We start from the raw sequence: 25,278 nt of genomic DNA, 5'->3' as shown, positions 1-25,278 counted from the left end.
TTAGCAAGGCCTTCCTTGCTATACACCGAGGAATTCCGGGAATACCGTGGAACGCGGAGACCGACCCACGGCGGGTCCTCGGAGACAGGAGATCGCGATGAGCAGCCTCACGGAGATGCCCCAGGTCGTCGAGTGTTCCATCGACGGCTGCGGCTACAACCACGACCACGGGTGCCACGCGGGCGCCGTGACCATCGCCGGTCACACGGGCGACGCCGAGTGCGCGACCTTCATCCCGCTGGGCACGAAGGGCGGGCTGGAGAAGGTGCTCGCGCACGTCGGGGCCTGCCAGCGCACGGAGTGCGTCCACAACGCCTCGCTCGAGTGCTCCGCGCCGTCGATCCGCGTCGGGGCGGGCGCGTCCGGCGAGGACCGGGCCGACTGCCTCACCTTCACGCCGCGCTGACGCGCGGTCGCCGCCTTGCTCGCGGGCGGTCGGTCACCCGCCGGCCGCAGACGCCCCCGGACGCCCCGGACCACGTGCTCGCCCGCGTGGGACGGGGCGTCGTCGTGTCAGCGCTGGAGCGTGTCGAGGAGCTGGACGGCCGCCGTGTGGGTGCGGGGGAGCGGTTCGAGCCAGACGCGCGGCGGCCGGCGCAGGATGGCCGTGACGCCCAGCGCGAGACCGGTGCGCTCGATGTTGTGGCGGAGCACGGTGCGCACCATCGCGTCGTCCGCGTCCCGCTCGCCGAGCACGACGAAGAGCCCGTTGCCGATCGAGGCCATGGGGTGGCCCTCGCCGAACGTGTGGGTGAGCGCGCGGCCCATCGCCGCCGAGCGCGCGAACCGCTGCCATCCCGTCAGGTCGTCGAGCGCGACGTCGACGACGAGCAGCCCGTGGGTCTGGGTCGCGTCCAGGCCCGCGCGCTCGGCCGCGCCGTACGTCTCGCGGAGCCGGTGCACCAGGTACTGCGTCGTCGCGAGGCCGGACTCCGGGTCCAGGACCTCGGGTGTCACGGGGCTGGCCTCGTACCCCTCGGACCAGCCGACCGCCACGCCGCGGACCAGGTCGACGACCGGCTCGCGGTCGTGGGCGCGGTACAGGCAGACGACGTCGTCGATGGCCTCGCCGATCCCGACCCCGGCCTCCGCGCGGACGCGGCCGAGCCGCTCGGCGGCGGGCGTCGTGTCCCGCTCCTCGCACAACGCCTCGACGAGCGCGTCGACGGCAGGGTGGTACCAGTCGCCCGGCCGTAGCCAGACGCTGTCGGCGCTCGCGCGCCGCCACCGCTCGCGCACGGCGTCGGTCGCGGGCACGGCGTACCCCGGGAGGTGGTCCATGTAGATGAGACGTCCGGACGAGCCGTCCATGACGCGGGAACGGCGAGAAGTTTCCAGGACCTCACGTCCCGGGTGAAAGGGGACGAAAGCCAGAAAGCACCGTCGTTCCTGTTCCGGTGGCGGGAACCCTCTGCCCGTGAGATGGACGGGCGTCTACTATGGCCACCGTAGCCTCGGTTCGGGGCGGTCTCCGGGGCGGGTGACGATGACGCAGGCACAACGGGTGGACAGCGAGGCGTTCAGCGACGCCGAGCTCATCACCGCCGTACGTGCAGGGGACACGAGCGCCTACGGGGTGCTCTACGAGCGGCACGCCGGGGCCGCGCGCACGGTCGCGCGCCAGTACGTCCGCTCGGGCGCCGACGCCGACGACGTCGTGTCCGACGCGTTCGCCCGCACGCTCTCCGTGCTGCAGAACGGCGGCGGCCCGGACGTCACGTTCCGCGCCTACCTCTTCACGGTCGTGCGCCGTCTGTCGTACGACCTCGTCAGCGGGGCGCGGCGCACGCAGCCGACCGACGACGAGCGCACGTTCGAGTCCGCGTTCGGCCCGATGGCCTCGACGGAGGACCCGACGCTCGAGGGCTTCGAGCGCTCGACGGTCACGCGCGCCTACCAGGACCTGCCGGAGCGGTGGCGTGCCGTGCTCTGGTACACCGAGGTCGAGAACCTGTCCCCGGCCGAGATCGCCCCGCTGCTGGGCCTCACCGCGAACGGCGTCTCCGCGCTCGCGTACCGCGCCCGCGAGGGGCTGCGCCAGGCGTACCTCCAGCAGCACCTCACGTCCGTGCCCGCTGAGGAGTGCCGCACGGTCAACGCGCTCCTCGGGTCGTACGTGCGCGGGGGCCTCGCCAAGCGCGAGACGGCACGCGTCGAGTCGCACCTCGAGGGCTGCGACGACTGCCGCGGGCTCGTGCTCGAGCTGGGCGACGTCTCCCACGGCATGCGCGCCGTCATCGCCCCGCTCGTGCTCGGCGTGGGCGCGCTCGGTCTCGTCGGGACGGCGCTGCCCACCACGGGTGGCGCGGCGGTCGCCGGCGGGCTCGTGGCCGCGCTCCAGGGCGCGTCCGGCAGCGGGACGGCGAGCGGTTCGGGCGCCGGTGGGTCGGGCGGCGCGGGCGGGTCGAGCGCCGGTGGGTCGAGCGCCGGAGGATCGGGCGCCGGTGGGTCTGGCGCGGCGGGCGGTTCGGGTGCTGCCGGCGGGTCTGGCGCGGCGGGCGGATCCGGTGCGGCGACCGGTGCCGGGGCCGGTGCGGGCGTCGGCGGCGGCGCCGGTGCGGGTGCCGCCGGGACCGGGGTGATCGGCGGGGCCGGTGCGGCGGCGGGAGCCGTCGGTGCCGCGGGCAGCGTCGCCGGGGGAGCGGCCGGTGCGGGCGCGGGTGCGGGGGTCGCCGCAGTGGGTGGAGCAGCGGCCGTCGGCGGTGCGGCGGCGGGCGGCGGTGCCCTGGCCGCGGCCGGGGCCGGAGGCCTGCTCGCGCTGGTCGCGTCCGCGCCGATCGCCGCGGCGGCGGTCACCGTGGGCGTGCTCGCGGTCGCCGGGCTGGGCGTCGCGGGCGCGCTCGGGGCCTTCACTCCCGAGCCCACGCCGTCACCGATCTCGCAGTCGTCCCCGGCGCCGTCCGGCTCGTCCCCCTCTCCGTCTCCGTCGCCCTCGCCGAGCTCGGGCACGACCGCCCCGACGCCCGACCCCACGACGGACCCGACGTCCCCCACCAACATCCCGCCGGCGCCGACGGACTCCGCCACCCCCGACGCGACGACGGCTCCACCTGCGGATGGGGGCGCGCCCGGCGGGACGACCCCGGTCGGCTCGACGCCCACCGACCCGGCTCCCGGCGGCTCGACCCCCGTCGACCCGGGGACCGGCGAGCCGACGCCCGTCGACCCGCCGCCCGAGCCGGCTCCGGCCGCGCTCGACGTTGCGCTCGGGACCGGCATCGAGATGGAGGCGCGCAAGCCCGCCGACGTGCGCCTGACGGTGTCGAACTCGGGCGGGAGGGCGGCGCAGGACGTCACGGTCGAGGTCGACCTGCCGGCCGGCGTCGAGGCCGTCACGTCGTCGGTCGTCGCGCGCGGCGCGTCGGTCGCCCCCGCGCTGCGCACGGCTGCGCTCCCGTGCGGGCCTGCCGCCGCGGGCGGGACGCTCGCGTGCGCGGTGGGCGTGCTCGCGCCCGGCGAGGCGCGTGACCTCGTCGTCACGGTCACGGCCCGGGGCGGCGGCGTCTACGAGTTCCCGGCGCGCGTGAAGGCGGAGGGCCTGCGCACGGTGGAGCGCAACCTCACGCCGCCGCCCCTGAAGTACGTCGGCGCGGAGGTCCGGCTCGACGACGAGCGCGTGACGCTCGCGGCGAACCCCGGGTCCGCGACGCTCACGCTCACGGCCGCCAACACCGGCGACCGTGATGCCCAGGGCGTCCGCTTCACCGTGCCCGAGCTGCCGAAGGGGCTGTCCCTCCGACCTGTCGACGACGGCTGGACCTGCACCACCCCCGCGCGGGGCGCCGCGCTCGAGTGCGCGAGCGACACCGTGCTGCCCGCGCCGGCCCGGGGTGCGTCCGCGGGACGGTCGGTCGAGCTGGCGGTCGAGCTGCGCGCGAACGGTGCGTTCGTGCCCGAAATCCAGCAGCGCGACGACGGCGCGCTCCGCGTGCTCCCCGCCGACGTCCCCGTCGAGGTGCGGGCCGGAGCCGACGACCAGGCGGTCACGGCGAGCCGCACCCTGAGCGCGGCGGTGCCGCTCGCGTGGCTCGGGGCCGACGGCGTCCAGGTCCGCGCGGAGAACGCGGACGGCACGGTGCGGTACACCGCCGACGTCGCGAACCGGACGGGCGCGCCCGTCACGGTCGGCCTCGCCGCGCCCGACACGCCCGCGTGGCACGCGGCCGACCTCCCCGCGCGCACGAGCGTCGGTGAGAACGCCTCGCTGGTCGTCGACGTCAACGCGCCCGCGGTGCCCGCGAGCATGCTCGTGCTCTCGCAGGAGCGGCTGCTCGTCGGGCCGGGCGGCGAGGCGGTCGTCTCGCGGCCGCCGAGCGACGTCGCGCTCGCGCTCGACGGCCAGACGATCGCGCCGGTCGTCCCGGACGCTGCGGTCGCGCAGTGCGTGTTCGACCCCGAGACGGACACGTCGTCAGCCGCCGCGACGCTGGCCTTCGACAACTCGGCCTCCACCCTCCCGGTCGAGTTCTCGGTCGACGGGCACCCGGGCCTCGCGCAGACGGTCCCGGCGCGGGCCCGTGCCGAGGTCGAGCTTCCTCCGGCGGGAGCCGCGCCTGCGACGTACGCGCTGCGGGCCGACGGCGACGCGCTCGTCTCGCGCACGGTCGGCGCGGTCGACTGCTTCGAGTGGGACGTCGAGGGCTCGGCGACGACGCGCTGGTCGCCGGAGACCGGGTCGTTCGTCGTCGAGGGCACGTTCTACAACGACCACGCCGTGGCGGCGCTGAGCGTGGCCCTCTCCGCAGGCAGGCACGGCGCCGCGGAGACCGTGGAGGTCGTGCCGGGCGGTGAGGCGTCGTTCGCCGTGGACACGGGTTCGCGGGACGTCGCGGCGGGGTCCGCGACGTTCCGGGTGGCGCGCGTCGATGCACCTGGTGCGGAGCCGCACCAGGTGCGGGCGTCGTTCGACGCGGCGCGGCACGCGCCGTCGGCGTCGCGCGAGCCCACGGTGGGCGCGTGCGTGTTCGACCCGGCGACGGACACGTCGTCCGCGCCGGTGACGCTGCACCTGGACAACGCGGCGTCGACGGTGCCGGTGACGTTCTCGGTCGCCGGCCGTGACGACCTGACCGCGACGCTCGCGGGTGGCGTGATGCGTGACGTGGTCGTGCCCGGTGGTGTCGGTGCGCAGGGCGCGACGTTCGCGGTCGTCGCGGACGGGGAGACCGTTGCGCGGCACGTGGTCGACGGCGTCGACTGCTTCGCGTGGGACGTCGAGGGTTCGGCGACGACGCGCTGGTCGCCGGAGACCGGTTCGTTCGTCGTCGAGGGCACGTTCCGCAACGACCACGCGGTGGCGGCGCTGAGCGTCTCGATGTCCGCGGGTCGGCACGGCGCCGCGGAGGCCGTGGAGGTCGCGCCGGGCGCGGAGGCGTCGTTCACCGTGGACACGGGTTCGCGGGACGTCGCGGCGGGGTCGGTGACGTTCCGGGTGGCGCGCGTCGGTGCGCCCGGTGCGGAGCCGCACCAGGTGCGGGCGTCCTACGACGCTGCGCGGCACGCGCCGTCGGCGTCGCGCGAGCCCACGGTCGGCACGTGCGTGTTCGACCCGGCGACGGACACGTCGTCCGCGCCGGTGACGCTGCACCTGGACAACGCGGCGTCGACGGTGCCGGTGACGTTCTCGGTCGCCGACCGTGACGACCTGACCGCGACGCTCGCGGGTGGCGAGATGCGTGACGTCGTCGTGCCCGGTGGTGTCGGTGCGCAGGGCGCGACGTTCGCGGTCGTCGCGGACGGGGATCCCGTCGCGCGCCACGTGGTCGACGGCGTCGACTGCTTCGAGTGGCGCGTCGAGGGCTCGGCGACGGCGGAGTGGTCGCCCGCCGAGGGCGGCGGCTCCGTGGTGGTGAGCGGGACCTTCCGCAACGACCACGCGGCGGCGACGCTGCGCGTGGCCCTGGACGGCGGAGAGCTCGGCACGACGCGCGCGGTCGACGTCGCACCCGGCGCGGAGGCCGTGCTGACCCTCGACACCGGTTCCCGGCAGGTCGCCGCGGGCGAGGTCGCGTTCCGCGTCTCCCGGCTCGACGGCTCGGGCCGGTCGCACGTCGTGACCGCCGCGTACGACGCCGTGCGGCACGCGCCCGCGGTGGACTCGCCGACCGTCGGGGCGTGCCGGCTCGACCCGGCGACCGAGCGGTCGTCCGCCCCGGTCGCGCTGCGCTACGACAACACGCGCTCGACCGTCCCCGTGGTGTTCGCCGTCGCCGGTCGCGACGACCTGACGCGCACGGTCGACGGCGGCCGGGACGCCGTCGTCGACCTGCCCGGCGGTGTCGGGGAGGCGTCGCTGACGCTCGACGTGCTCGCCGACAGCGCGGCCCTCGCGAGCCACGAGGTCCCGGGCGTCGACTGCTTCGACTGGTCCGTCGCGGACGGCTCCGCGTCGGCGACCGCCACGTGGGTCGTGCCGAAGGGCGCGGGCGCCGGCTCGACGGTCGTGCGCGGGACGTTCCACAACCCGTACCGGGCGACGACGCTGCGGGTCACGATGACGACGCCGTACGGGGTCGCCGCGCCCGTGGAGGTCGCCCCGGGCGCGACCGCGACGCTCGCCGTCGACACACGCCTGCGCGACGTCCCGGCGGGAACGGCCACGTTCGCGGTCGAGCGGGCCCACGCCCCCGGCCTGGCGGGGAGCACGCTGACCGCGGCGTACGCCGCGACGACCTACGCGCCGTCGTGGGCGCGCACGGCGACGGTCGAGGCGCGCTGGCAGGACGGCTCGATCCGGCTCGTCGGCACCCTGACGAACGACACGGCGGAGACGCTCGACGCCCGGATGCTCGGCGGAGCGCTCGGGGACTCCGCCCCGGTGAGCGGCATCAAGCCGGGGGAGACGGCGACCTTCACGATCGACACGGGCGCGCTCGACGTCAAGGCCGGGAAGGTGACCTTCCGCCAGTACCGCTGGGTGCTCGGGAAGGGCTTCCAGGACTCCGCCCTCGCGGCGACCTACCGGGGCGCGGCGTACGTGCCCGACTGGGCGGCGACGCTCACGGCGACGACGCAGTGCGCGCCCGGCGGGGGCGGGGTGGTGCTCACGACCGGTCTGCGGAACGACGCCGACGAGCCGACCCGCGTCGTCGTCCGCACCCCGTTCGGCACGCGCGACCTCGGCGAGGTCGCGCCGGGTGCGAGCGCGAGCGTCGACCTGCCCGCGGGTGCCCTCGCGGTGCGGTCCGGTGCGGTCACGTTCGAGCTCTCGCGCACGGTCCTCGGCACCCCGTTCGCGGAGACGGTGACGGCCCGGTTCGACGCGCTCGACTGCGCGGTCGTGGCGCCGGGCGGGAGCCTCGTCCTCGGTGACCCGTACTACGACGCGAAGCGTGGTGACTCGTTCCGCACGGTGTCCGTGCTCCTCGACAACGCGGGCTCCAACGTCCCGCTGACCTTCCGGGTCACCGGGCAGGCGAAGGGGCAGTGGGACCTCGCGGCGGGCGAGCGCCGCACGGTGGCGCTGGGCGAGGCCTCCGGGTCCGGGGCGAAGTACGTCCTGCACGCGGGGTCGTGGTCCGAGCAGCTCGTGGTCGACCCCTTCAGCGCGGCGCCCGCGTGCTACGCCGCGTGGGAAGCGGGGGAGTGGTACGGCTTCGGCGACGAGGTGTCCTACGGCGGCTGGAACTACACGGCGCGGATCGCGAACGTCCTCATCCGGCCCGACCGTGACCCGCTCGGGGTGATCTGGCAGCGCGAGGCCCGCTGCGAGGGCTGACGCGCCCGACGTCCGTCGCCGGGCCGGGCGGTCAGGGCAGGACGTCGGCGAGCGCGTCCTCGACGGGGCGGTCGCCGCCCACGAGGTCGAGCACGAGTCCGGCCGAGCGGGGCTCGTGGAGCACCGCCGCGAGCACGAGCGCGACGTCGTCGCGCGTCACGTCGGACCGCTCGCCCACGGCGGCGCCGGGCTTGCGCCGCTTGCCGCGCGGCTTGTCGCCGTCGCCCACGGGGGCGAGGGCCACGAGCCCGACGCCCGGGTCGTCGGTGAGACGGCCGGGCCGGACGATCGTCCACTGCAGGTCCGTGCGGGCGCGCAGGTCGTCCTCCGCGGCGGCCTTCGCGCGCAGGTAGGCCCAGAACACGTCGTCGACGCCGTCGGGGCGCTCGTCGGCGCGGGCCGCCTCGACGCCCCGCGACGAGACGAGGACGTAGCGCCCCACCCCGGCGCGCTCGGCGGCGTCGGCGAGGAGGGCCGCGCCCGCGCGGTCGACCGCGTCCTTGCGCGGCGCCCCGCTGCCGGGTCCGGCGCCCGCGGCGAACACGACGGCGTCCGCGCCCTCGAGCTCGAAGGACACGGCGACGGCGTCGTCCTTCTCGAGGTCGACGAGCGCGACGTGCGCGCCGAGCTCCGTGAGATCCGTGATCTGCGCGGCGGACCGCACGAAGGCGACGACGTCGTCCCCGCGCTCCACCAGCGTCCGGGCCAGGCGACGGCCCACCTGGCCGTGACCTCCCGCGATGACTGTGCGCATGGGCCGAACGTATCGCCGCACGCGCGTCCGCGCCCGGCGAGCGGGCGGCGTGCGAGGGTCGTCACAGGAGGGGGTTGCGCTGCCGGGCGCGTGGTCCCCCACGTACCCCCACGTCGACCGCGGCCCGGCAGCGCGGTCCTCAGGCGGCGTCCCCCGAGCCGCCGAGGACGACAGGGGTCTGCGGGTCGAACCGGTAGCCGAGCCCGCGGACCGTGGTGATGACGTGCTCCAGCCCGAGCTTCTCGCGCAGGCGTCGCACGTGGACGTCGATGGTGCGGCTGCCGCTCGCGACCTCGTGGTCGGCCCACACGGTCTCCAGCAGCTCGGCGCGCGTCACGACCCGGTGCGCCGTGCGCGCGAGGTACGACAGCAGCTCGAACTCGCGGAAGGTCAGGCGCGCCGAGCGGCCCTCCACGGTGACCGTGCGCCCCGCGGGGTCGATGACGACGCGCGGCACGGGCGAGAGGGTCGCGAGCCGCTCGCGGAACGCGGCGATGTCCTGGACGGGCGACGTCGTCGCGGTCGTGAGCTCGGCGAGCGCGAGCGCCGTGTACGTCTCGGCGCTCGGCAGCCAGTCGCGCGCGAGCTCGCCCAGGGCCTCGGCGAGCTCGACGAGCTGCGCCTGCGGCTGCTCGCCCGGTGCGGCGTCGACGCCGACGTAGAGCACGAAGCCGGGGTTGCGCCGCGGGGCGGCGGGCTCGGGCGCCGCCGCGCGGGGTGCGGGGGCGGGCCGCGGTGCGGTGGGGCGCGGCGTCGTCGCCCGGGCGGCGGGGACGCGGGCCGACGGCGTGCGGCGTGCGGTGCGGGTAGCGGTGAGCGTCATGGGTGGCTCCGGGTGCGTCGGGCCGACGGCGACGCCGGGAGTCCGGCGGGTCGGCAGGGGTCGAGGGCTGAACCGAGGTGCGGGAGAGGGTTCAGGCCTGACAACAGACGCACACGACCGCGCCCGGGAGCACGCCGGACGGCGCGCTGACGGGACGGGTCGAGGTGCTCACGGGAGCGAGCATGGCAGCGGAGCGCACGGCACGCCAAGAGGAGCCGTGGAAGTTCTCAGCATGCGGAACGCGGCGATCTCGCGTTCCGGGCGTGTCAAGCAGGGGGCGGGGCGTCCCGGCGGGTGTTCGTGCAGGTGGGAGCGTCAGACGACGCCGTACAGGCGGTCGCCCGCGTCGCCCAGCCCGGGCACGATGTATGCCTTCTCGTCGAGGCGCTCGTCGACCGCCGCGACCACGAGCTGGACGTCGACGCGCTCGCCGACCGCCTTCTCGAGCACCTGGATGCCCTCCGGGGCGGCGAGCAGGCACACGGCCGTGACATCGCGCGCCCCGCGCGCGAAGACGTAGTCGATCGCCGCGACCAGCGTGCCGCCCGTCGCGAGCATCGGGTCCAGCAGGAACACGTGCCGGCCCGTGAGGTCGTCGGGGAGGCGGTTCGCGTACGTGACCGCCTCGAGCGTCTCCTCGTCGCGCTGCATCCCGAGGAACCCGACCTCCGCGGTGGGCAGGAGCCGCGTCATGCCCTCGAGCATGCCGAGGCCCGCGCGCAGGATCGGCACGACGAGGGGGCGCGGCTCCGCGAGCCGGACGCCGACCGTCCTGGTCACGGGCGTCTCGATCTCGTGCGGCTCGACGCGCACGTCCCGCGTCGCCTCGTACGCGAGGAGCGTGACCAGCTCGTCGACGAGGAGCCGGAACGTCGAGGACGTCGTCTCCTTGTTCCGCAGGACGGTCAGCTTGTGGGCCACGAGCGGGTGGTCGGCGACGTGCAGGCGCATGGTGACAACGGTATCGGACGGCGGGCCGTCCGCCGTACCGGCCGGTAACCGGTCCGCGCACGGGGTGGGCGCCCGGTCGCTAGCCTGGTGCGGCCCGCTCCTACCGACCGGAGGTCCCGTGCCCGACGACGTCGCCCACCCCGGCGAGCCGGCCCACCCGGGCGGCCTCGCCCGCTCGGGCGACCCCGCGCACCGGGGCGACCTCGCGCACCCGGAGGAGGGGACGGCGTCGGGCACCGTGCCGCGCGGGCTCGCGATCCCTGCCACGGAGGGCGCGTTCCCGCCCGCCACGGTCGCGGGGCGCCGCCGGACGTGGGACGCCCTCATGGGCCTCGCGCTGCACGAGGCGACCCACGCGCTCGCGAGCGCCGACGTGCCCGTGGGGGCGGTCGTCGTCGGGCCGGACGGGCGGCTGCTCGGCGTGGGGCGCAACCGGCGCGAGGAGACGGGCGACCCGACCGCGCACGCCGAGGTGCTCGCGCTGCGCCAGGCCGCCGCGACGTGGGGGGAGTGGCGCCTCGAGGGCTGCACGCTCGTCGTCACGCTCGAGCCGTGCGTCATGTGCGCGGGCGCGCTCGTGCTGGCGCGCGTCGAGCGGCTCGTGCTCGGGGCGTGGGACCCGAAGGCCGGCGCGACCGGCTCGGTGTGGGACCTCGTGCGCGACCAGCGCGCGAACCACGCCGTCGAGGTCGTCGGCGGCGTGCGCGAGGACGAGTGCGCACGGCTGCTCCGCGACTTCTTCGGCGCGCAGCGCTGAGCTGCCACGCGGCCGAGGTGGCCTGCGCGGCGGTGGGGAGGGACGGCGACGCCGGGTCGTGGCGGGCCTGGCGGGAGGCGCCGAGGAACGAGGCGCCGGATGGTAGACCCGGCGTCGTCGTCCCTCCCCACCGCTCCCGACCCGACACACCTCAGCGCGCGAGCGCCTCGGCGAGGGCGGTGAGGGTCTCCGTGGTGCCGGCCTCGATCTTGAGCGTCGCGAGAGGGTCACCGCGCGTCCAGCCGCGGTTGACGATGACGACCGGCTTGCCGTCCTTCGCCGCGTGCCGCACGAACCGCAGCCCGCTCAGCACCGTGAGCGACGACCCGGCGACGAGGAGCGCGTCGCCCTCGTCGACCATCGCGAACGCACGGTCGACCCGCTCGCGCGGCACGTTCTCCCCGAAGTACACGATCTCCGGCTTGAGGACCCCGCCGCAGAACTCGCACGGTGCGGGCCGGAAGTGCGACGTCTGCTCGATCACCGCGTCCGCGTCCGGCGCGATCTCCACGTCGCCGACGTCGCCGACGCTCTCCAGGAACCCCGGGTTGAGGGCGGTCAGGCGCTCGGCCAGGTGCTCGCGCGAGATGACGCGCCCGCACTGCAGGCAGATCACGCGGTCGTAGCGGCCGTGCAGGTCGATGACGTTGCGGCTGCCCGCGTCCTCGTGCAGCAGGTCCACGTTCTGCGTGATGAGCCCGACGAGCACGCCCGCGTCCTCCAGCCGCGCCAGCGCCCGGTGGCCCGCGTTCGGGTGCGTGCGGTGCACGTGCTGCCACCCGACGTGGTTGCGCGCCCAGTAGTGGCGGCGGAACGCCTCGTCCTGCACGAACTGCTGGTACGTCATCGGGTTGCGCGGCGGGGAGTCCGGGCCGCGGTAGTCCGGGATCCCCGAGTCCGTCGACACGCCCGCGCCCGTGAGCGCCGTGACCCGCAGCCCGCGCAGCAGCTCCACCGCGTCCTCGACCGTCCCTGTCCGCGGCGCCGGCTCCGCGCCCGCCGGCGGCTGGCTCGGCCGCCACGCGAGCCGCGACGACAGGGTCGGGACGGCGGACGGCAGGTCGGCGGCCGACGTCGCCACGTGCGCGGGGGAGGCGGTCGTCGGTTCGGTCGGGTCGGTCGGGGACGGTGCGGTCGGGTCGCTGGGCACGTCTCCCACGGTACGACGAGAGCGGGGACAGAAACCCGGCCTGCCGAGGTAGCCCTGGTCACCCCGAGGGAGCCCCGAGGTCCCGCGAGGTAGAGCCGTGGTCGGGCGAGGTAGAGGCGTGGTCCACGCGAGGTAGAGCCGTGGTTGGGCGAGGTAGAGCCCAGGTCACGCGAGGTAGAGCCGCGGTTCACGCGAAGGAGAGCCGCGGTCGGGTCGGTAGACCTGTGACCACGCCTCTACCTCGCGTGACCTGGGCTCTACCTCGGTGGAACGCGCGGGCCGGGATTCCGGCCCGGGCGACATGCGGTCAGGACTCGGTGATCGTGCCGGAGGTCGTGCTGCCCTCCGTCGTCGCGCCGTCCTCCGCAGCGCCGTCCTCCGCAGCGCCGTCCCCTGTCGTGCCGGGCCGACGCGCGGCGCCGCCCGGGCCTGCGGTGCCCGACCACTCGCCCGCGACGGCGGTCACCGAGCCGGACGGGGCGGTCACCGTGTAGGTCTCGCCGGTCGTCACGTCGGGGGAGGAGACGACGACGTTCGCCGTCTCCTTGGTGACGGTGAGCTCGGCGACGCCGGTGCCGTCGGCCGCCGTGACGGTGACGGTGTCGCCGGCGCTCGCAGAGACGTCGGCGGCGAGCCAGCCCTGCTCGGAGTCCGTGGCCGGGACGACGACCATCCCCGCGCTGCCCGCCGCGACGAGCGAGCCGCCGGAGACGGTGAACGTGCCGTTCACGTCGAGCGCGCCGTTGCCGTCGTTGGTCGGACCCTGGACGACCGTCTCGCCGCCCGTGACCGTGAGCGAGCCGTTCGAGTCGATCCCGTCGCCGCCGGCGTCGATCGTGAGCGTGCCGCCGGAGATCGTCAGCGACGAGCCGTCGTCGGCGTCCATGCCGCCGCCCGCCATGCCGCCCGCCCCGCCGCCGGGGCCGCCCTGCGGCAGGTTCGCGCCGTCGGGGGGCTCGAGACCGTCGGGCAGGTCGCCGCCCTGCGGGGGCTCGGGCATCTCGCCGTCGGCCGGCATCTCCGGCGGGGTGTCGCCCGCCGTGCCACCCGGTGCACCGTCCGGCGGCTCCGGCATCGTGCCGTCGGTTGAGCCGCCCGCCGCCGAGCCGCCTGCTGCCGTGTCGCCTGCCGCCGAGCCGCCCGCCGCCGCGTCGCCCTCGCCGGTGCCGGTTGTCGACCCGACCGTCGCGTTGAGGCCGTCGTCGCTCGCCGTCACGTCGACGTCGCCGCCGGAGATCGTGAGGGTCGCGCCCTCGATGCCCTCGACGGACGTCGTGACCGTGAGGTCACCGCCGGAGACGGTGGCGTCGCCGTCGGCGTGCACGCCGTCGTCGCCGGACGACAGCTCGACGGTCCCGCCCGAGACGGACACGGCGCCGTCCGAGTGCAGGGCGTCGTCGGCGGCGTCGACGGTGACCGTCGCATCGTCGCCGACCACGACCCCCACGTCGCCCTTGAGACCCTTCGCGGACGCGTCGTCGCTCACGTCGGTACCCGCGCCGCCGGCCGCGGTGACGGTCAGCGTGCCGCCGGAGACGACGACGTCCGTCACCGCCTGGACGCCGTCGTCGCCCGACGTGACGGCGACGTCCCCGCCGCGCACGTCGACGAACCCGAGGGCCGCGTCGCCGTCCTCGGTGGACTTCAGCCCGTCCTGCGCGGCGGTGACGTCGAGCGTCCCGCCCGTGACGACGAGGTAGTCCTTGCCGCGCAGGCCGTCGTCGCCCGCGTCGACGGTGAGGTCGCCGCCCGCGACGACGAGGCCGTCCTTCGAGACGATGCCGTCGTTCGCGTGCGACGTCACGGTGAGCGCGCCGTCGCCGCCGATCACGAGGTCGGCCGTCGAGAACAGCGCGCCGTCGGGCTCGCCGTCGGCGTCCAGCTCGGAGGGCTCCTCGGCGTCGGTGAGGCTGTTCGTCGAGCCGTCGGCGAGGACCACCGCGACCTTCTCCGCGTCCTGCACGTTCACGGCGGCGTTGGTCGGGGAGGTGATGTCGGCGTCGTCGAGCACGAGCTGGACGAGCCCGTCCTCGGCGGTGTCGACGACGACCTGCCCCTCCAGGGTGCCGCTCAGCACGTACGTGCCGGGGGCGGTCACGGTGACGGTCGCGCCGTCGACGGTCACGCCGTCGCCGTCCACGGTGGCGGTGCCGCCGTCGAGCGCGACGGTCGTCGCCGACGCCTCGTCGACCGCGAGGTCGGCGTCGTCCACCGTCACCTCGGCGTTGTCGGCGCGCGCCTCCTCGGGGGTGAGGCCGGCGACGGCGTCGGACGCGGCGGTCGAGGTTGTGGTGCTCGCGCTCGCGGACGTGTCGTCCGTGGCGGCGTCGCTGCCCAGGACCGAGCAGCCGGCGAGGACGGCGGCCGCCGCAGCCGCGGTGAGGTACGTGAGGGGTCGTCGGATGCGCATCACAGGCTCCTGTCGTCGTGCCCGGGGGTGCGGGCGGGGTGTCGGGCGAGGTGGTGGTCGGGAGTCCGGTCGGACGTCGTGCCGCCCGGGGAGGGGGTGAGGTGGCGGCGGATCACGCGCCGCCAGGGGCCGTCGGGCAGGTCGGGGCGCAGCAGCGCCAGCCCGGTGCCGTACTTCGAGATCCGCTCGGGGCGGTGGCCGTGCCGCCACAGCAGCCGGTCGAGGTCCGACGGCGTCGAGCCGCCCTTCGTCTCGACGACCGCCAGGTGGGTGACGGGCCAGGAGAGGGGCCGGGCGCCGTCGGGCCGGTCGAGCTCCCACGTGAGCCCGGTGTCCACGGTGGCGCGCGCGGCGCCGTCGGGCCGGGGGAGCAGGAGCGTCGTGCGGCGGTACCGCGACACGAGGCCGGGTGCCAGCGCGTGCTCCGGCACGCCGTCGATGCCCTCGGCGGCGAGGGTCCGGTGGACGAACTCCTGCCCGCCGTCGAGCGCCGTCGGGCAGTCGTGCGCGACGCGCTGCTTGAGCGTCGTGCCGCGCGCGGCGCGCGTCTTGACCTCGAGGAAGCTCGTCCCGGAGTCGAGGTACGTGCGCGTGCGGACCTTGAACCGCCGACGGCGGCGCGTCGCCGTGAGGCGGAACGACGCGAGGTCGGGCGTGTCGAAGTACACCGACTCGTAGGCCGCGCTGCGTGCCCCGTCGATCTCCAGGACGCGCGCGGCGGTCGTGCGGGCGAGGGCGTCGAGCACGGCGACCGCGTCGTCCACGGGCAGGACGTACTTCCGGTCGACCCGGGTCAGCAGTGCGGCGGTCCCGACGAGCTCGTCGAGGTCCACCCCGGCGAGCGGGTGCAGGGCGGCGCGCACGCGGTCGTCGGCCGAGAGGGTCTGCGGGCTCATGCGCGCACCCCCGTCCGGGCGGGGAGACCGTCCGGGGCCGTGGCGGCCACGCGGAGCGGCGCGGCGTCGGCCGCGAGCGGGGGGACGGCGTCGGGCAGGACGGCGGGACGGGCGGGGCGCGCGCCCCGGCGCGGCGTGCGCGGCGCGGTCCAGCGGACGTCGACCCAGGTCGTGTCGTTGACGAGGTCGAGCCGCTGCACGCTCACCCCGCGGACCTCGGCGCCGAGCAGCTCCTCCAGGTAGCGCGTGAGCTCGGCCGGGTCGGCGAGGGCGCGGTCGACGACGACGGTCTGGCTCTGCGCGCGCCGCAGGACGCGCGGGTGGTCGACGACGGCCATCACCCCGACGACGAGCGCCATGCCCGCGAGGGACAGCCAGCCGGTGGCCGCGCCGAGGCCGCCGAGGAGGCCCAGCGCGAGGGCGGCGAAGTAGTAGGCGACCTCGGTCTGCGAGAGCTCGGTCGAGCGGAGGCGGATGATCGACAGGACGCCGAAGAGCCCGAGCCCCAGACCGGCGCCGACGCTGCTCGTCGCGAGCGTCGCCGCGACCGCGAGCACCCCCACGTTGACGCCGAGGTACGCGACGACGAGGTCCCGGCGGCGGTGCCGGGGGAAGTAGAGGCCGAACGCGAGGACGGTGACCGCGACGAGGTCGACGAGGTACAGGACGGGCTGGGACACGAGGCCTCCGGGTGCCGGGGCGCTGGGCGCCGTGGTCGAGGACGTCCCCATTCCGCCGGTCGAGCCTGTGCGGCCGCTGTGGAGGGCACAGGGTGCGTGTATGAGTTCCCTCGGGGCCTCTCGACCGCGCGATCCACGCTGCTCGGCACAGGTGGTGACCGGTGTCACGACCTCGCGCCCAGGCGGTGATGTTAGCCTCACCTAAGTCACCGACGAGAGGTTGTCATGTCGACCACCACCGCGCCCGCCCCGCGGCGCGCCCGCCCGCAGACGGTCCTCGAGGTCCTCGAGACCGCGTGGCTCTCCCCGCACCTCGTGCGCGTCGTGGCCGGGGGCGACGGGTTCGCCGCGTTCACGACGAACGAGCACACCGACAAGTACGTCAAGATCTACTTCGCCAAGCCCGAGCTCGGCCTCGAACCGCCCTACGACGTCGCGGCGCTGCGCGACACGCTCGCGCCCGAGGACGTGCCCGTCACCCGCACGTACACCGTGCGCTGGGTCGACGAGGCGGCGCAGCGGCTCGCGATCGACTTCGTCGTGCACGGCGACGAGGGCCTCGCCGGGCCGTGGGCCGCGCGCGCGAAGCCCGGCGACCGCCTCGTCCTCTCCGGCCCTGGCGGCGGGTACCTGCCCGACCCGGCCGCCGACTGGCACCTGCTCGCCGGCGACGACTCCGCGCTCCCCGCGATCGCCGCCGCGCTCGAGGCCATGCCGCGCGACGCCGTCGGGCACGCCGTGCTCGAGGTCGGGACCGAGGCGGACCGCCTGCCGCTCGAGGCGCCCGACGACGTCCAGGTCACCTGGGTGCTGCGCGGCGACGCGCCCGCCGGGACGACGACGCTCCTGCCCGACGCCGTCGCCGACCTCCCGTGGCGCGAGGGCCGCGTCCACGTCTTCGCGCACGGCGAGCGCGGGGCCATGAAGGCCCTGCGCCGCGTCTTCACGGAGCGCGGCGTGCCGCGCGCCGACCTGTCGCTCTCCGGCTACTGGGCCTACGGCCGCGCGGAGGACCGCTTCCAGGCGGAGAAGCGCGAGCCCGTCGGCCAGATCTTCGAGGACTGAGGAGTCCCATGCACCGCACCAGCACCACCCGTCCCCGCCGCGCGCTCGCGGCCGTGTCCGCGCTCGCCGTCCTCGCGCTCGCCGCGTGCTCGTCCGGCGACGGCTCCGGCGACCCCACGCCGTCCGGCAGCACCGCCGCCGACGGCGCCGCCGACACCTTCCCGGTGACCATCCCCACCGCGTTCGGCGACGTCGAGATCCCCGAGGAGCCGGAGCGCGTCGTCGCGCTCGGGTGGGGCGACGCCGAGACCGCCCTCGCGCTCGGCGTCCAGCCCGTCGGCGCGAGCGACTGGCTCGCGTTCGGCGGCGACGGCGTCGGCCCGTGGCTCGCCGACGCGTACGACGAGTCGCCCGAGATCATCGGCACCCTCGAGCCGTCGTACGAGCAGATCGCCGTGCTCGACCCCGACGTCATCCTCGACGTGAAGTCGTCCGGCGACCCCGAGCGGTACCAGCGGCTCTCCGAGATCGCCCCGACCGTCGCCATCCCCGAGGGCGGCGAGGCCTACCTCACGCCCATGGAGGACCAGGTCGGCATGATCGCCGCCGCCCTCGGGCGCAGCGAGGCCGGCGACGAGCTGCTCGCCGAGGTCGACGACGCGTTCGCCGCCGCGCGCGAGGACCACCCCGAGTTCGCGGGCAAGACCGCCGTCATCGGGTCCTACTGGGCCGAGGGCTTCGGCGCCTACGTCTCGACCTCCAGCCGCGGCGAGTTCATGCAGGGCCTCGGGTTCGACACCAAGCCCGAGATCGACGAGGCCGCCGGCGAGGAGTTCTCCGCCACCCTCGGCACCGAGAACGTCGACCTGCTCGACGCCGACCTCACCGTCATCCAGCCCATCGGCTTCAACGCCGCCGACGTCGAGGCGCTCCCGATCTTCCAGACCGTGCCGTCCGTCGCCGACGGCCGCTACGTCGTGTTCGACGACAAGGACCTCTCCAACGCCTTCTCGCTCGGCACGCCCACGGCCGTGATCTACGCGATCGACAACGTCACCCCGCTGTTCGCCGAGGCGCTCGCCGGGAAGTGACGCCCGTGCCTGGCGGCGGGGTGCCCGACGGCGGCGCGGTCTGGCCGCGGGCGCGGCCCAACGGGGGGCGCGGGCCGACGGCGCGGGGCGGGCCGGGTGGTCCGTCCCGCGCGGGCGTCGAGGGGGCGTGTGCGACCCGGCGCAGGACCGGCTGACCGGCCGATTCGGTGTCCGGGGGTGTGACCAGGTATCCTTCCTGGGCCGGGTATCCCGGCGAGGTAGCGTGTCCGAGCGGCCTAAGGAGCACGCCTCGAAAGCGTGTGTGGGTGAAAGTCCACCGTGGGTTCAAATCCCACCGCTACCGCCACCCGAAGGGCCCCACAGCCGCAGAATTTTGCGGCTGTGGGGCCCTTCGTCATGCGGAGATATCTGTCGCCCTCTCGGAGCGCCCTGGGCCTGGCCGGGACGCGCCAGCGCTCCAATGCTCGTCACTTCACGGTCGCCGGCTGTGCCGCTGCTGCCCGTCGCTCCTGCACAGCGCGCAGCTGCGCAGCGATGTGCCGTGCGGCGGCCCACGTCGCGCCGTACCAGGCGATCGCTCCCAGGACGCAGCCCACGCCGCCCCACATCTGCATGGCGTAGTAGGCCGCCACGACTGCCGCCGCCACCGCGACGACGCCAACCGCTATCCGTCGGGGCGTCTTCTCGTCCGCCGGCGGATGCCATCGGCGGGTCCGCGCCTGCTCCCACATCAGGACGATGGTGCTAGGCGTGAAAGCCGCCAACACGAAGGCCGTCGTTCCCGGCGGGACCGGGACGAGGACCGCCGACACCAGTAACGGCGGACACATCAGCGGAGGGGCCCACAGTCGGAACTTCCAGGTCCACGCGTCCATCCGGGCCAGTCGGGGGTGTTGGTCTGATACCGGTCGCACGGCACTCTCCTCGTCGTCGGCTGTCCGACCGACGACCGCCGCCGGTGACCGCACTGTAGCGAGGCGACGAGCACCCGCGGTGACGGACGACGGCCCGTCGCCTGAAGGCTCTCGGGCCGTGCGGCGGTGCAGCGATGAGTTCCCCTCCGCGCCGCGGTCTGCCGTGCAGACCGTCGGAGCCGAGGAGAACGCGATGAAGCTGTTGCTCACGTCAGGGGGAGTCACGAACCCGACGATCGAAGGGGCGCTCGTCGCGCTGCTGGGTCGGCCGGTCGGTGAGTGCTCGGCGCTGTGCATCCCGACGGCGTTGTACGGCCACCCGTGGGTGGGGCCCGGGAAGAACGTCCGGGACTTCATCACGGGGGAGTCGGACCACATGGCGGGTCTGGGGTGGGGGTCGGTCGGCGTGCTGGAGCTGACGGCGCTGCCGAGCATCCCCGCGGACCGCTGGGTGCCGCTCGTCCGGGAGACGGACGTCCTGCTGGCCGCGGGCGGTGACGCGGGCTACCTGGCGTACTGGATGCGGCGGTCGGGGTTCGCGGACCTCGTGCCGTCGCTCACCGAGACGGTCTGCGTCGGGATGAGCGGCGGCAGCATGGCGCTGACGCCGCGCATCGGCGAGGAGTTCGTGGGGTGGGAGCCGCCCGACGGCGAGGACGCGACGCCGCTGGGGCTCGTCGACTTCTCGATGTTCCCCCACCTGGGCCACCCGGACCTTCCCGACAACACGGAGGCCGCGGCGCGACGGGGGGCCGCCGCCCTGGGCGGGCCGGCGTACGCGGTCGACGACGAGACCGCGTTCGTGGTCGACGGCGCGGTCGAGGTCGTGTCCGAGGGCGTCTGGCACCGCCTGGCGTAACCCGCGTCGGCTCGACCCGGCCCCGGGCCCGGCGCGACCCCGCGCCGCTCGACCCTCGCTCCGGCGTCGGGCCCGACCCTCACCCCGACCGGCGCGACGCCCGCACGACGGCCGTCGCGGACGCGAGGCCGAGCACGAGGAACGCCCCGGCGACGAGCAGCGACCCGCGGGTCGCGTCGGCGAACCCGGACGCGAGCGCGTCGACGACCTCGGGTTCCTGCGGCCCGAGCTCGCCGTGCGTGCCCTCGGCGCGCAGCTTCGCGATGACGTCGCCGGCGGAGCCGCTCGTCGCGTCGGCGAGGCGGGTGACCTCGGCGTCGGGCAAGCCTTCGCCGTCGAGGGCCGCGGGCACGGCGCTCGCGAGCAGGACGGCGAGCGCGGTCCCGACGAGCGCGGTCCCGAGCGCGGAGCCGACCTGCCGCGCCGTCGACTGCGTGGCGGAGCCCTGGCCGGACTCCTCGGCGGGAACCTGCACGAGGGTCGTGCTCGTGAGCTGCGCGGAGGCGAGGCCGAGCCCGACGCCGTAGACGACGAGCAGGGCCGCGAGCAGCCACGGGGAGACGGTCGCGGTGACGGTGAGTGCGACGGCGGCGACCCCGACGATCTCGAGCGCGAGGCCGATGACCACGACGAGCGGGGCGCCGACGGCGGCGGCGAGGTGACGCGCCGACGCGCCGGAGAGGAACGCGCCGAGCGCCATCGCCGCGAGCACGAGCCCGGCGCCCATGGTGGACAGCGCGAGCACGTTCACGAGGAAGAGCGGCAGGACGAAGATGATGCCGAACTCGCCGACCGCGACGGTCGTCGCGGTGACGTTGCCCCACCGGAACGTCGGGATGCGGAACAGCGTGAGGTCGAGCAGCGCGGACCGCCGCACCCGCGCGCGGTGCCGCTCCCACACGACGAAGAGCACGAGCAGGAGCAGCCCGGCGGCGAGGAACACGGGGGTCGGCGAGACGGGCGCGGACGCCGGCCAGGTCGCCCCGAGCAGCTCGACGTCACCCTTCGGGCTCCACCAGCCGAACGTCTGGCCCTCGATGAGCCCGAACACGAGCGCGCCGAACCCGAGCGCGGACAGCAGGAGCCCGACGAGGTCGAGCCCGGGGGCGAACGCGTGCGCGCGGGTCTCGGGCACCCAGAGGTAGGCGCCGACCACGACGAGCGCGCCGACGGGGACGTTCACGAGGAAGATCCACGGCCACGTGAACGACGTCGTGATCCAGCCGCCCGCCAGGGGGCCCACCGCGGCGGCGCCGGAGATGACGGCGCCCCACACCCCGAACGCCGCGGCCCGGTCCTTGCCGCGGAACGTCGCGTTCACGGTCGACAGCGTCGAGGGCAGGATCGCGGCCGCGCCGAGGCCCTGGGCGAGCCGCCCGACGATGAGCGAGCCGCCGTCGTCGGCCGCGGCGGCGAGCAGCGACCCGGCGAGGAAGACGACGACGCCCACCACGAGGAGCCGGCGCCGCCCGAGCCGGTCGCCGAGACGGCCCGACGAGAGCAGCAGCGCGGCCAGCACGACGGCGTACGAGGCGCTGATCCACTGCGCCTCGCTCAGCCCGAGGTTCAGGTCGGCGACGATGTCCGGGACGGCGACGGCGACGATCGTCCCGTCGATGACGACCATCGACAGCGCGACCGCCAGGACGACGAGCGCACGCCACCGGTTGGCGTGGGCCCGCGGGTCGACGGCGGGTTCGTCGTCCTCGGGCGGTTCGGTCTGCGGCGCGTTCCCCTGCACGGACTCCACGGGGCCTCCCTGGTGTCGTGACGCGGCCCTGCGTCCAGGATCGCCGCGCACGCGGGGGAGCGCATCAGCAGCGCCGGGCAGTTCAGGCGCGGTAGCGCGCGACCGCTCCCGCCGCGAGGTCGCGCCACGGGAGGGACGCCGGGCCGTCGTCGCCCGCGACGGCGCGGCGCGTGCGGGAGGCGAGCGCGCCGTCGTAGAGCGCGAGGAGCTCGGCCGCGAGGGCGCCGGGGTCTGCGGCGCCGGTCGCGGCGGCGAGGTCGCGCAGCCGGTCGACGAGCAGCCGGGTGTCGGCGGCGAGCCATTGGTACGCGGGGTGCTCGGGGTCGGTGACCTCGACCGCGGCGGCGAGGAACGCGCAGCCGCGGGTGCTCGTCGCGGTGGGGAAGCCGTCGAGCGCGTCGAAGACGGCGAGCGCCCGTGCGTCCGCGTCGTCCCCGCAGCGATCCAGCGCCACGTCCCACGCGGCCCGCCAGCGCTCGTGCCGCCGCTCCAGGTAGGCCGCGACGAGGTGGTCCTTGCCGGCGAAGTGCGCGTACAGGGTCGCGGGGGAGACCTCAGCGCGGCGGAGCACGGCGTCGACGCCGGTCGCCGCGATCCCGTGCTCGACGAACAGCGCCTCCGCGGCATCGAGCAGGCGGTCGCGGGCCGGTCGGCGTGCGTCGGTCCGGGGCATGGGGATAGCGTAACGATCACTATGCTGAAACGATCGTTACACCCCGCCGCACCAGCCCCCGGCCGCGTGGTCGCCGCGGGCACCGGCCTCGTCGCGGTGACGTACGGCGTCGTCCGCTACGGGTACGGTCTCCAGCTCCCGACGCTCACGACCGAGCTCGGCCTCTCGTCCGCCGCCGCGGGCGCGATCGCCGCGGGCAGCTTCGCCGCGTACTGCGCCGCCGCGCTCGGGGCGCAGCGCGCGATGGCCCGACGCTCCCCGCGCGCGGTCGTCTGGGCCGCAGCGGCGCTCGCCGCGGCAGGGGCGGTCCTGGTCGGGCTGTCGTGGTCGTCCGCGAGCCTCGCGGCGGGCGTGCTCGTCGCGGGCAGCGCCGCCGGTGCGGCGTCGCCCGCGCTCGTCGCCGCGGTCGGCGCGACGGCCGACGGCCGCCGGGCCGGGCGCATGCAGGCCGTCGTGAACTCCGGGACGGGCGTCGGCGTGGCGCTCGTGGGGCGGCGACGCTCGTCGCGCCGGACGTCTGGCGTCCCGTGTGGTGCGCCGCCGCGGTCGGGGCGGTGGTCACGGCGGCGGTCGCCGACCGGAGCGCGCGCTGGCCCGCGGCCCCCGAGTCGCCGCCCGCGTCCGGCGGCGCGGGCGGGCGGTCGCTCGGGCGCGCCGGGTTCGCGGCCGCGGTGGCCGGGATCGGCAGCGCTGCGGTCTGGACGTTCGGGCGCGACCTCGTCACCGTGACCGGTGGCCTCCCCGGCCGCACGACGGCGGCCCTCTGGTGCCTCCTCGGCGCGGCGGCGGTCCTCGGTGCCCTCAGCGGCGACGCCGTCCGCGTGCTCGGTCTGCGCGGCGCCTGGGTCGTGACGGCCGTCGCGACGGCGGTCGGCACCGCCGCCCTGGCCCTCGCCCCGGGCAGCGTGCCCGTCGTCGCGGTGGCGGGCGCGCTCTTCGGCGGCGCCTACACCGCCCTCAGCGGCGTGCTCATCGCGTGGGGCACCGTGCTGCGCCCGCACGCCGCCGGACGCGCGACCGCCGCGCTCTTCGTCACGCTCACGGCCGGGCAGGCGGTCGGCGCGCTCGCGACGGGCGGGCTGAGCGACGTCGTCGGGCCGCAGGCCGCGTTCTGGGTGGGCGCGGCGTTCCTCCTCGTCGCGGCCGGGGTCGTCCCGCGCGTGCCCGACGGCGCGGGGCCCGGTCGGGAGCGCGCCGACCGCCCGTCGTCGGGCAGGGCCGGGACGGAGGGGACGAGCGCGGACAGGGCGAGCACGGACGGGACGAACAGAGGCGCGACGAGCGCGGGCGAGACGAGCGCGGGCGAGACGAGCGCGGGCGAGACGAGCGCGGACGGGACGAGCACGGACGACACACGCGCGGGCGCGGCGGCTCGCGGCTACACGTCGTCGTCGGCGGGCGAGGCGCGCACGGGCTCACCGTCGGGGCCGAGCGGCTCGACGAGCGCGAGCGCCTCCGCCTCCGGGTCGACCCAGCGCTGGTAGCCCGGGCCGGTCCGCGCCGTCTCGAAGCGGACGGCGACGCGGCCGTCGTCGCCGACGCGCACGACCCACCCGCGCCCGTCAGCCGGGGTGGCGACGTCGAGGCCGGGGGCGAGGAGGGCGGCCGTCGCCTGGACGGGTCCTGTCGCGGCGGCGCCGGGCGCCTCGGCACCCACCGACTCTGCACCCACCGACTCTGCACCGACCGCCCCGGGGCCGACCGCCTCATCGCCCGCCGCCTCGGCGCCCACCACCTCCGCGGCGATCGGAACGGCGGGGTCCTCCGCCGCGTCCGCGCCGAGCGGCAGCATGAGCTGCGCGTGCTCGGACAGCGCGTGGAACGCGACCCCGAGCAGGCGGACGGGCTCGGTGACGTCCGCGAGGCGCAGCGCGCGGTGGGCCGCGTCGCGGAGGGCGCCCTCGTCGGTCGTCGGGCGAGACAGCGTGACCGAGCGGGTGAGGGTCGTGAACGACGCGAGGCGCACCTTGACCACGACGGTGCGTGCCGCGACGGCGTGCCGCTCGAGGCGGGCGAGCGCGGCGTCGACCACGGGATCGAGCGCCGCGGCGATCGCGGACCGGCCGTGGAGGTCGGTGTCGAACGTGTGCTCCGCGCCCGCGGACTTGCGCTCACGGACCGTGGAGACCGGGCGGTCGTCCCAGCCGCGCGCGATCCGGTAGAGGTTGGTGCCGCCCGCCTCGCCCGCGACGAGGAGCAGGGTGTCGAGCGGCTGACGGCGCAGGTCGGCGACCGTGCGCACCCCGAGCTCGTCGAGCCGCGCGGCCGACACCGGGCCGACGCCCCAGAGCGCTCGCACGGGCAGGTCGAGCAGGAACGGGTCCTCGTCGTCGGCCCCGACGACCCGGACGCCGCCCGGCTTCGCGGCCTCCGAGGCGAGCTTCGCGACGAGCTTGGACCGCCCGAGCCCGAGCGAGACGGGCAGGCCGCTCAGCTCGCGCGCCCGCTCGCGGATCCCCGTGGCGAGCGCCTCGAGGTCGGTCTCCGGCCCGACGGCCGCGGCGACGTCGGCGAACGCCTCGTCGATGCTCACGGGCTCGACGAGGTCTGTCACCTCGCGCAGCGCCGCCATGATGCGGGCCGAGTAGGCGGAGTACGCGGCGAACCGCGGCACGACGACGACCGTCGACGGCGGGCACAGCCGCCGCGCCTGCTCCATCGGCATCGCCGAGCGGGCGCCGTACTGCCGGGCCTCGTACGACGCCGTCGCGACGACGCTGCGCGGCCCCACGCCGCCGACGAGCACCGGGCGCCCGCGCAGCGACGGGCGCTGGTGCTGCTCGACCGCGGCGAAGAACGCGTCGGCGTCGAGGTGCGCGATCGTCGGACGGGCGCGCAGCACGGGGGCGTGCGGCGCACGGTCGAAGCTCACCGCCCTACTCTGCGC

Annotated in this window: 19 protein-coding genes, 1 tRNA gene and 1 pseudogene; 9 read left to right on the top strand and 12 right to left on the bottom strand. The window is 76.1% G+C overall.

Annotated features, from left to right (window positions below; genetic code table 11):
* Positions 1–97: 97 nt before the first annotated feature.
* Entirely contained in the window at positions 98–406 is a 309-nt protein-coding gene (locus tag ACI769_RS15935; RefSeq protein ID WP_021482763.1) for a DUF1540 domain-containing protein, read from the top strand.
* Between the two features lie 107 nt (positions 407–513).
* On the opposite strand, the gene ACI769_RS15930 is transcribed toward ACI769_RS15935, so the two are convergent.
* Positions 514–1,281, bottom strand: coding sequence for a hypothetical protein (locus ACI769_RS15930; RefSeq protein WP_043657794.1), 768 nt, complete (start codon positions 1,279–1,281; stop codon positions 514–516).
* A 223-nt stretch (positions 1,282–1,504) separates the two neighbouring features.
* Here ACI769_RS15930 and ACI769_RS15925 point away from each other — a divergent pair, with 223 nt between their 5' ends.
* Positions 1,505–7,717: a sigma-70 family RNA polymerase sigma factor gene (locus tag ACI769_RS15925; RefSeq protein ID WP_409141943.1), complete on the top strand. Its 6,213-nt coding sequence runs from the start codon at positions 1,505–1,507 to the stop codon at positions 7,715–7,717.
* Positions 7,718–7,748: 31 nt separating this feature from the next.
* Here the strand turns inward: ACI769_RS15925 and ACI769_RS15920 are convergent, their stop codons facing one another.
* The 3 genes from ACI769_RS15920 to upp form a co-directional block, all read right to left on the bottom strand.
* Positions 7,749–8,471: an NAD(P)-binding oxidoreductase gene (locus tag ACI769_RS15920; protein WP_034651883.1), complete on the bottom strand. Its 723-nt coding sequence runs from the start codon at positions 8,469–8,471 to the stop codon at positions 7,749–7,751.
* Positions 8,472–8,610: 139 nt separating this feature from the next.
* Positions 8,611–9,294: a winged helix-turn-helix domain-containing protein gene (locus tag ACI769_RS15915; RefSeq protein ID WP_409141942.1), complete on the bottom strand. Its 684-nt coding sequence runs from the start codon at positions 9,292–9,294 to the stop codon at positions 8,611–8,613.
* A gap of 315 nt (positions 9,295–9,609) precedes the next feature.
* A complete protein-coding gene (gene upp / locus ACI769_RS15910; RefSeq protein ID WP_021482058.1) occupies positions 9,610–10,245 on the bottom strand; it encodes a uracil phosphoribosyltransferase in 636 nt (211 codons plus the stop codon).
* A gap of 325 nt (positions 10,246–10,570) precedes the next feature.
* On the opposite strand from upp, the gene ACI769_RS15905 reads away from it, so the two are divergent.
* Positions 10,571–11,002 carry a nucleoside deaminase gene (locus ACI769_RS15905; RefSeq protein ID WP_074804208.1) on the top strand — a complete coding sequence of 144 codons (432 nt, stop codon included), beginning with the start codon at positions 10,571–10,573 and terminating at the stop codon, positions 11,000–11,002.
* Between the two features lie 151 nt (positions 11,003–11,153).
* Here the strand turns inward: ACI769_RS15905 and ACI769_RS15900 are convergent, their stop codons facing one another.
* The 4 genes from ACI769_RS15900 to ACI769_RS15885 form a co-directional block, all read right to left on the bottom strand.
* Positions 11,154–11,957 carry an NAD-dependent protein deacetylase gene (locus ACI769_RS15900; RefSeq protein ID WP_043656515.1) on the bottom strand — a complete coding sequence of 268 codons (804 nt, stop codon included), beginning with the start codon at positions 11,955–11,957 and terminating at the stop codon, positions 11,154–11,156.
* Positions 11,958–12,459: 502 nt separating this feature from the next.
* Complete coding sequence (locus ACI769_RS15895) at positions 12,460–14,562, bottom strand: carbohydrate-binding domain-containing protein (protein WP_409141941.1); 2,103 nt, start codon at positions 14,560–14,562, stop codon at positions 12,460–12,462.
* The gene (locus tag ACI769_RS15890) at positions 14,562–15,458 is read right to left on the bottom strand and encodes a polyphosphate polymerase domain-containing protein (RefSeq protein ID WP_409141940.1); all 897 of its coding nucleotides are present in this window, start codon (positions 15,456–15,458) and stop codon (positions 14,562–14,564) included. Before ACI769_RS15890 ends, ACI769_RS15895 begins: the two co-directional genes overlap by 1 nt.
* On the bottom strand, positions 15,455–16,138 hold the full coding sequence (locus ACI769_RS15885; protein WP_338077463.1) for a DUF4956 domain-containing protein: 684 nt from the start codon (positions 16,136–16,138) through the stop codon (positions 15,455–15,457). The genes ACI769_RS15890 and ACI769_RS15885 overlap by 4 nt, the downstream gene beginning before the upstream one ends.
* Before the next feature lie 225 nt (positions 16,139–16,363).
* Between ACI769_RS15885 and ACI769_RS15880 the strand changes: the two genes are divergently transcribed.
* From ACI769_RS15880 to ACI769_RS15870, 3 genes are all read left to right on the top strand, one after another.
* Positions 16,364–17,203, top strand: a complete 840-nt coding sequence (locus ACI769_RS15880) for a siderophore-interacting protein (RefSeq protein WP_409141939.1) — start codon at positions 16,364–16,366, stop codon at positions 17,201–17,203.
* Positions 17,204–17,211: 8 nt separating this feature from the next.
* The gene (locus ACI769_RS15875) at positions 17,212–18,234 is read left to right on the top strand and encodes an iron-siderophore ABC transporter substrate-binding protein (RefSeq protein ID WP_409141938.1); all 1,023 of its coding nucleotides are present in this window, start codon (positions 17,212–17,214) and stop codon (positions 18,232–18,234) included.
* 217 nt (positions 18,235–18,451) lie between these two features.
* Positions 18,452–18,541, top strand: a tRNA-Ser gene (locus tag ACI769_RS15870).
* A 121-nt stretch (positions 18,542–18,662) separates the two neighbouring features.
* Here ACI769_RS15870 and ACI769_RS15865 read toward each other — a convergent pair.
* Positions 18,663–19,070 (bottom strand): hypothetical protein, encoded by a 408-nt coding sequence (locus ACI769_RS15865; protein ID WP_409141937.1) that lies wholly within the window; start codon positions 19,068–19,070, stop codon positions 18,663–18,665.
* Between the two features lie 232 nt (positions 19,071–19,302).
* Between ACI769_RS15865 and ACI769_RS15860 the strand changes: the two genes are divergently transcribed.
* On the top strand, positions 19,303–19,968 hold the full coding sequence (locus ACI769_RS15860; RefSeq protein WP_409141936.1) for a Type 1 glutamine amidotransferase-like domain-containing protein: 666 nt from the start codon (positions 19,303–19,305) through the stop codon (positions 19,966–19,968).
* 79 nt (positions 19,969–20,047) lie between these two features.
* On the opposite strand, the gene ACI769_RS15855 is transcribed toward ACI769_RS15860, so the two are convergent.
* Together ACI769_RS15855 and ACI769_RS15850 are read right to left on the bottom strand one after the other, a co-directional pair.
* Complete coding sequence (locus ACI769_RS15855) at positions 20,048–21,718, bottom strand: DHA2 family efflux MFS transporter permease subunit (RefSeq protein ID WP_409141935.1); 1,671 nt, start codon at positions 21,716–21,718, stop codon at positions 20,048–20,050.
* Between the two features lie 82 nt (positions 21,719–21,800).
* Positions 21,801–22,391: a TetR/AcrR family transcriptional regulator gene (locus ACI769_RS15850; RefSeq protein WP_085387271.1), complete on the bottom strand. Its 591-nt coding sequence runs from the start codon at positions 22,389–22,391 to the stop codon at positions 21,801–21,803.
* A gap of 21 nt (positions 22,392–22,412) precedes the next feature.
* On the opposite strand from ACI769_RS15850, the pseudogene ACI769_RS15845 reads away from it, so the two are divergent.
* Both ACI769_RS15845 and ACI769_RS15840 read left to right on the top strand, forming a co-directional pair.
* A pseudogene (locus tag ACI769_RS15845) lies at positions 22,413–22,823 on the top strand (YbfB/YjiJ family MFS transporter); the annotation flags it as partial.
* Complete coding sequence (locus ACI769_RS15840) at positions 22,715–23,875, top strand: YbfB/YjiJ family MFS transporter (protein ID WP_409141934.1); 1,161 nt, start codon at positions 22,715–22,717, stop codon at positions 23,873–23,875. The pseudogene ACI769_RS15845 and the gene ACI769_RS15840, both read left to right, overlap by 109 nt.
* On the opposite strand, the gene ACI769_RS15835 is transcribed toward ACI769_RS15840, so the two are convergent.
* Positions 23,770–25,263 (bottom strand): DNA polymerase IV, encoded by a 1,494-nt coding sequence (locus ACI769_RS15835; RefSeq protein ID WP_198163171.1) that lies wholly within the window; start codon positions 25,261–25,263, stop codon positions 23,770–23,772. The genes ACI769_RS15840 and ACI769_RS15835 overlap by 106 nt on opposite strands.
* Between the last annotated feature and the right edge of the window lie 15 nt (positions 25,264–25,278).

Origin of the sequence: Cellulosimicrobium sp. RS (genome assembly GCF_046159675.1) — a bacterium.
In the GTDB taxonomy this organism is placed as follows: Bacteria; Actinomycetota; Actinomycetes; order Actinomycetales; family Cellulomonadaceae; genus Cellulosimicrobium; species Cellulosimicrobium funkei.
Note: the sequence above shows the minus strand (reverse complement) of the source record. Positions and strands in the feature narration are given on the sequence as shown.

Bases quoted from the DNA above. Each gene is read 5' to 3' on its own strand.
- ACI769_RS15935 (WP_021482763.1), top strand. From the start codon at position 98: ATGAGCAGCCTCACGGAGATGCCCCAGGTCGTCGAGTGTTCCATCGAC.
- ACI769_RS15930 (WP_043657794.1), bottom strand. From the start codon at position 1,281: ATGGACCACCTCCCGGGGTACGCCGTGCCCGCGACCGACGCCGTGCGC.
- ACI769_RS15920 (WP_034651883.1), bottom strand. From the start codon at position 8,471: ATGCGCACAGTCATCGCGGGAGGTCACGGCCAGGTGGGCCGTCGCCTG.
- ACI769_RS15915 (WP_409141942.1), bottom strand. From the start codon at position 9,294: ATGACGCTCACCGCTACCCGCACCGCACGCCGCACGCCGTCGGCCCGC.
- upp (WP_021482058.1), bottom strand. From the start codon at position 10,245: ATGCGCCTGCACGTCGCCGACCACCCGCTCGTGGCCCACAAGCTGACC.
- ACI769_RS15905 (WP_074804208.1), top strand. From the start codon at position 10,571: ATGGGCCTCGCGCTGCACGAGGCGACCCACGCGCTCGCGAGCGCCGAC.
- ACI769_RS15895 (WP_409141941.1), bottom strand. From the start codon at position 14,562: ATGCGCATCCGACGACCCCTCACGTACCTCACCGCGGCTGCGGCGGCC.
- ACI769_RS15890 (WP_409141940.1), bottom strand. From the start codon at position 15,458: ATGAGCCCGCAGACCCTCTCGGCCGACGACCGCGTGCGCGCCGCCCTG.
- ACI769_RS15880 (WP_409141939.1), top strand. From the start codon at position 16,364: ATGTCGACCACCACCGCGCCCGCCCCGCGGCGCGCCCGCCCGCAGACG.
- ACI769_RS15875 (WP_409141938.1), top strand. From the start codon at position 17,212: ATGCACCGCACCAGCACCACCCGTCCCCGCCGCGCGCTCGCGGCCGTG.
- ACI769_RS15865 (WP_409141937.1), bottom strand. From the start codon at position 19,070: ATGGACGCGTGGACCTGGAAGTTCCGACTGTGGGCCCCTCCGCTGATG.
- ACI769_RS15860 (WP_409141936.1), top strand. From the start codon at position 19,303: ATGAAGCTGTTGCTCACGTCAGGGGGAGTCACGAACCCGACGATCGAA.
- ACI769_RS15850 (WP_085387271.1), bottom strand. From the start codon at position 22,391: ATGCCCCGGACCGACGCACGCCGACCGGCCCGCGACCGCCTGCTCGAT.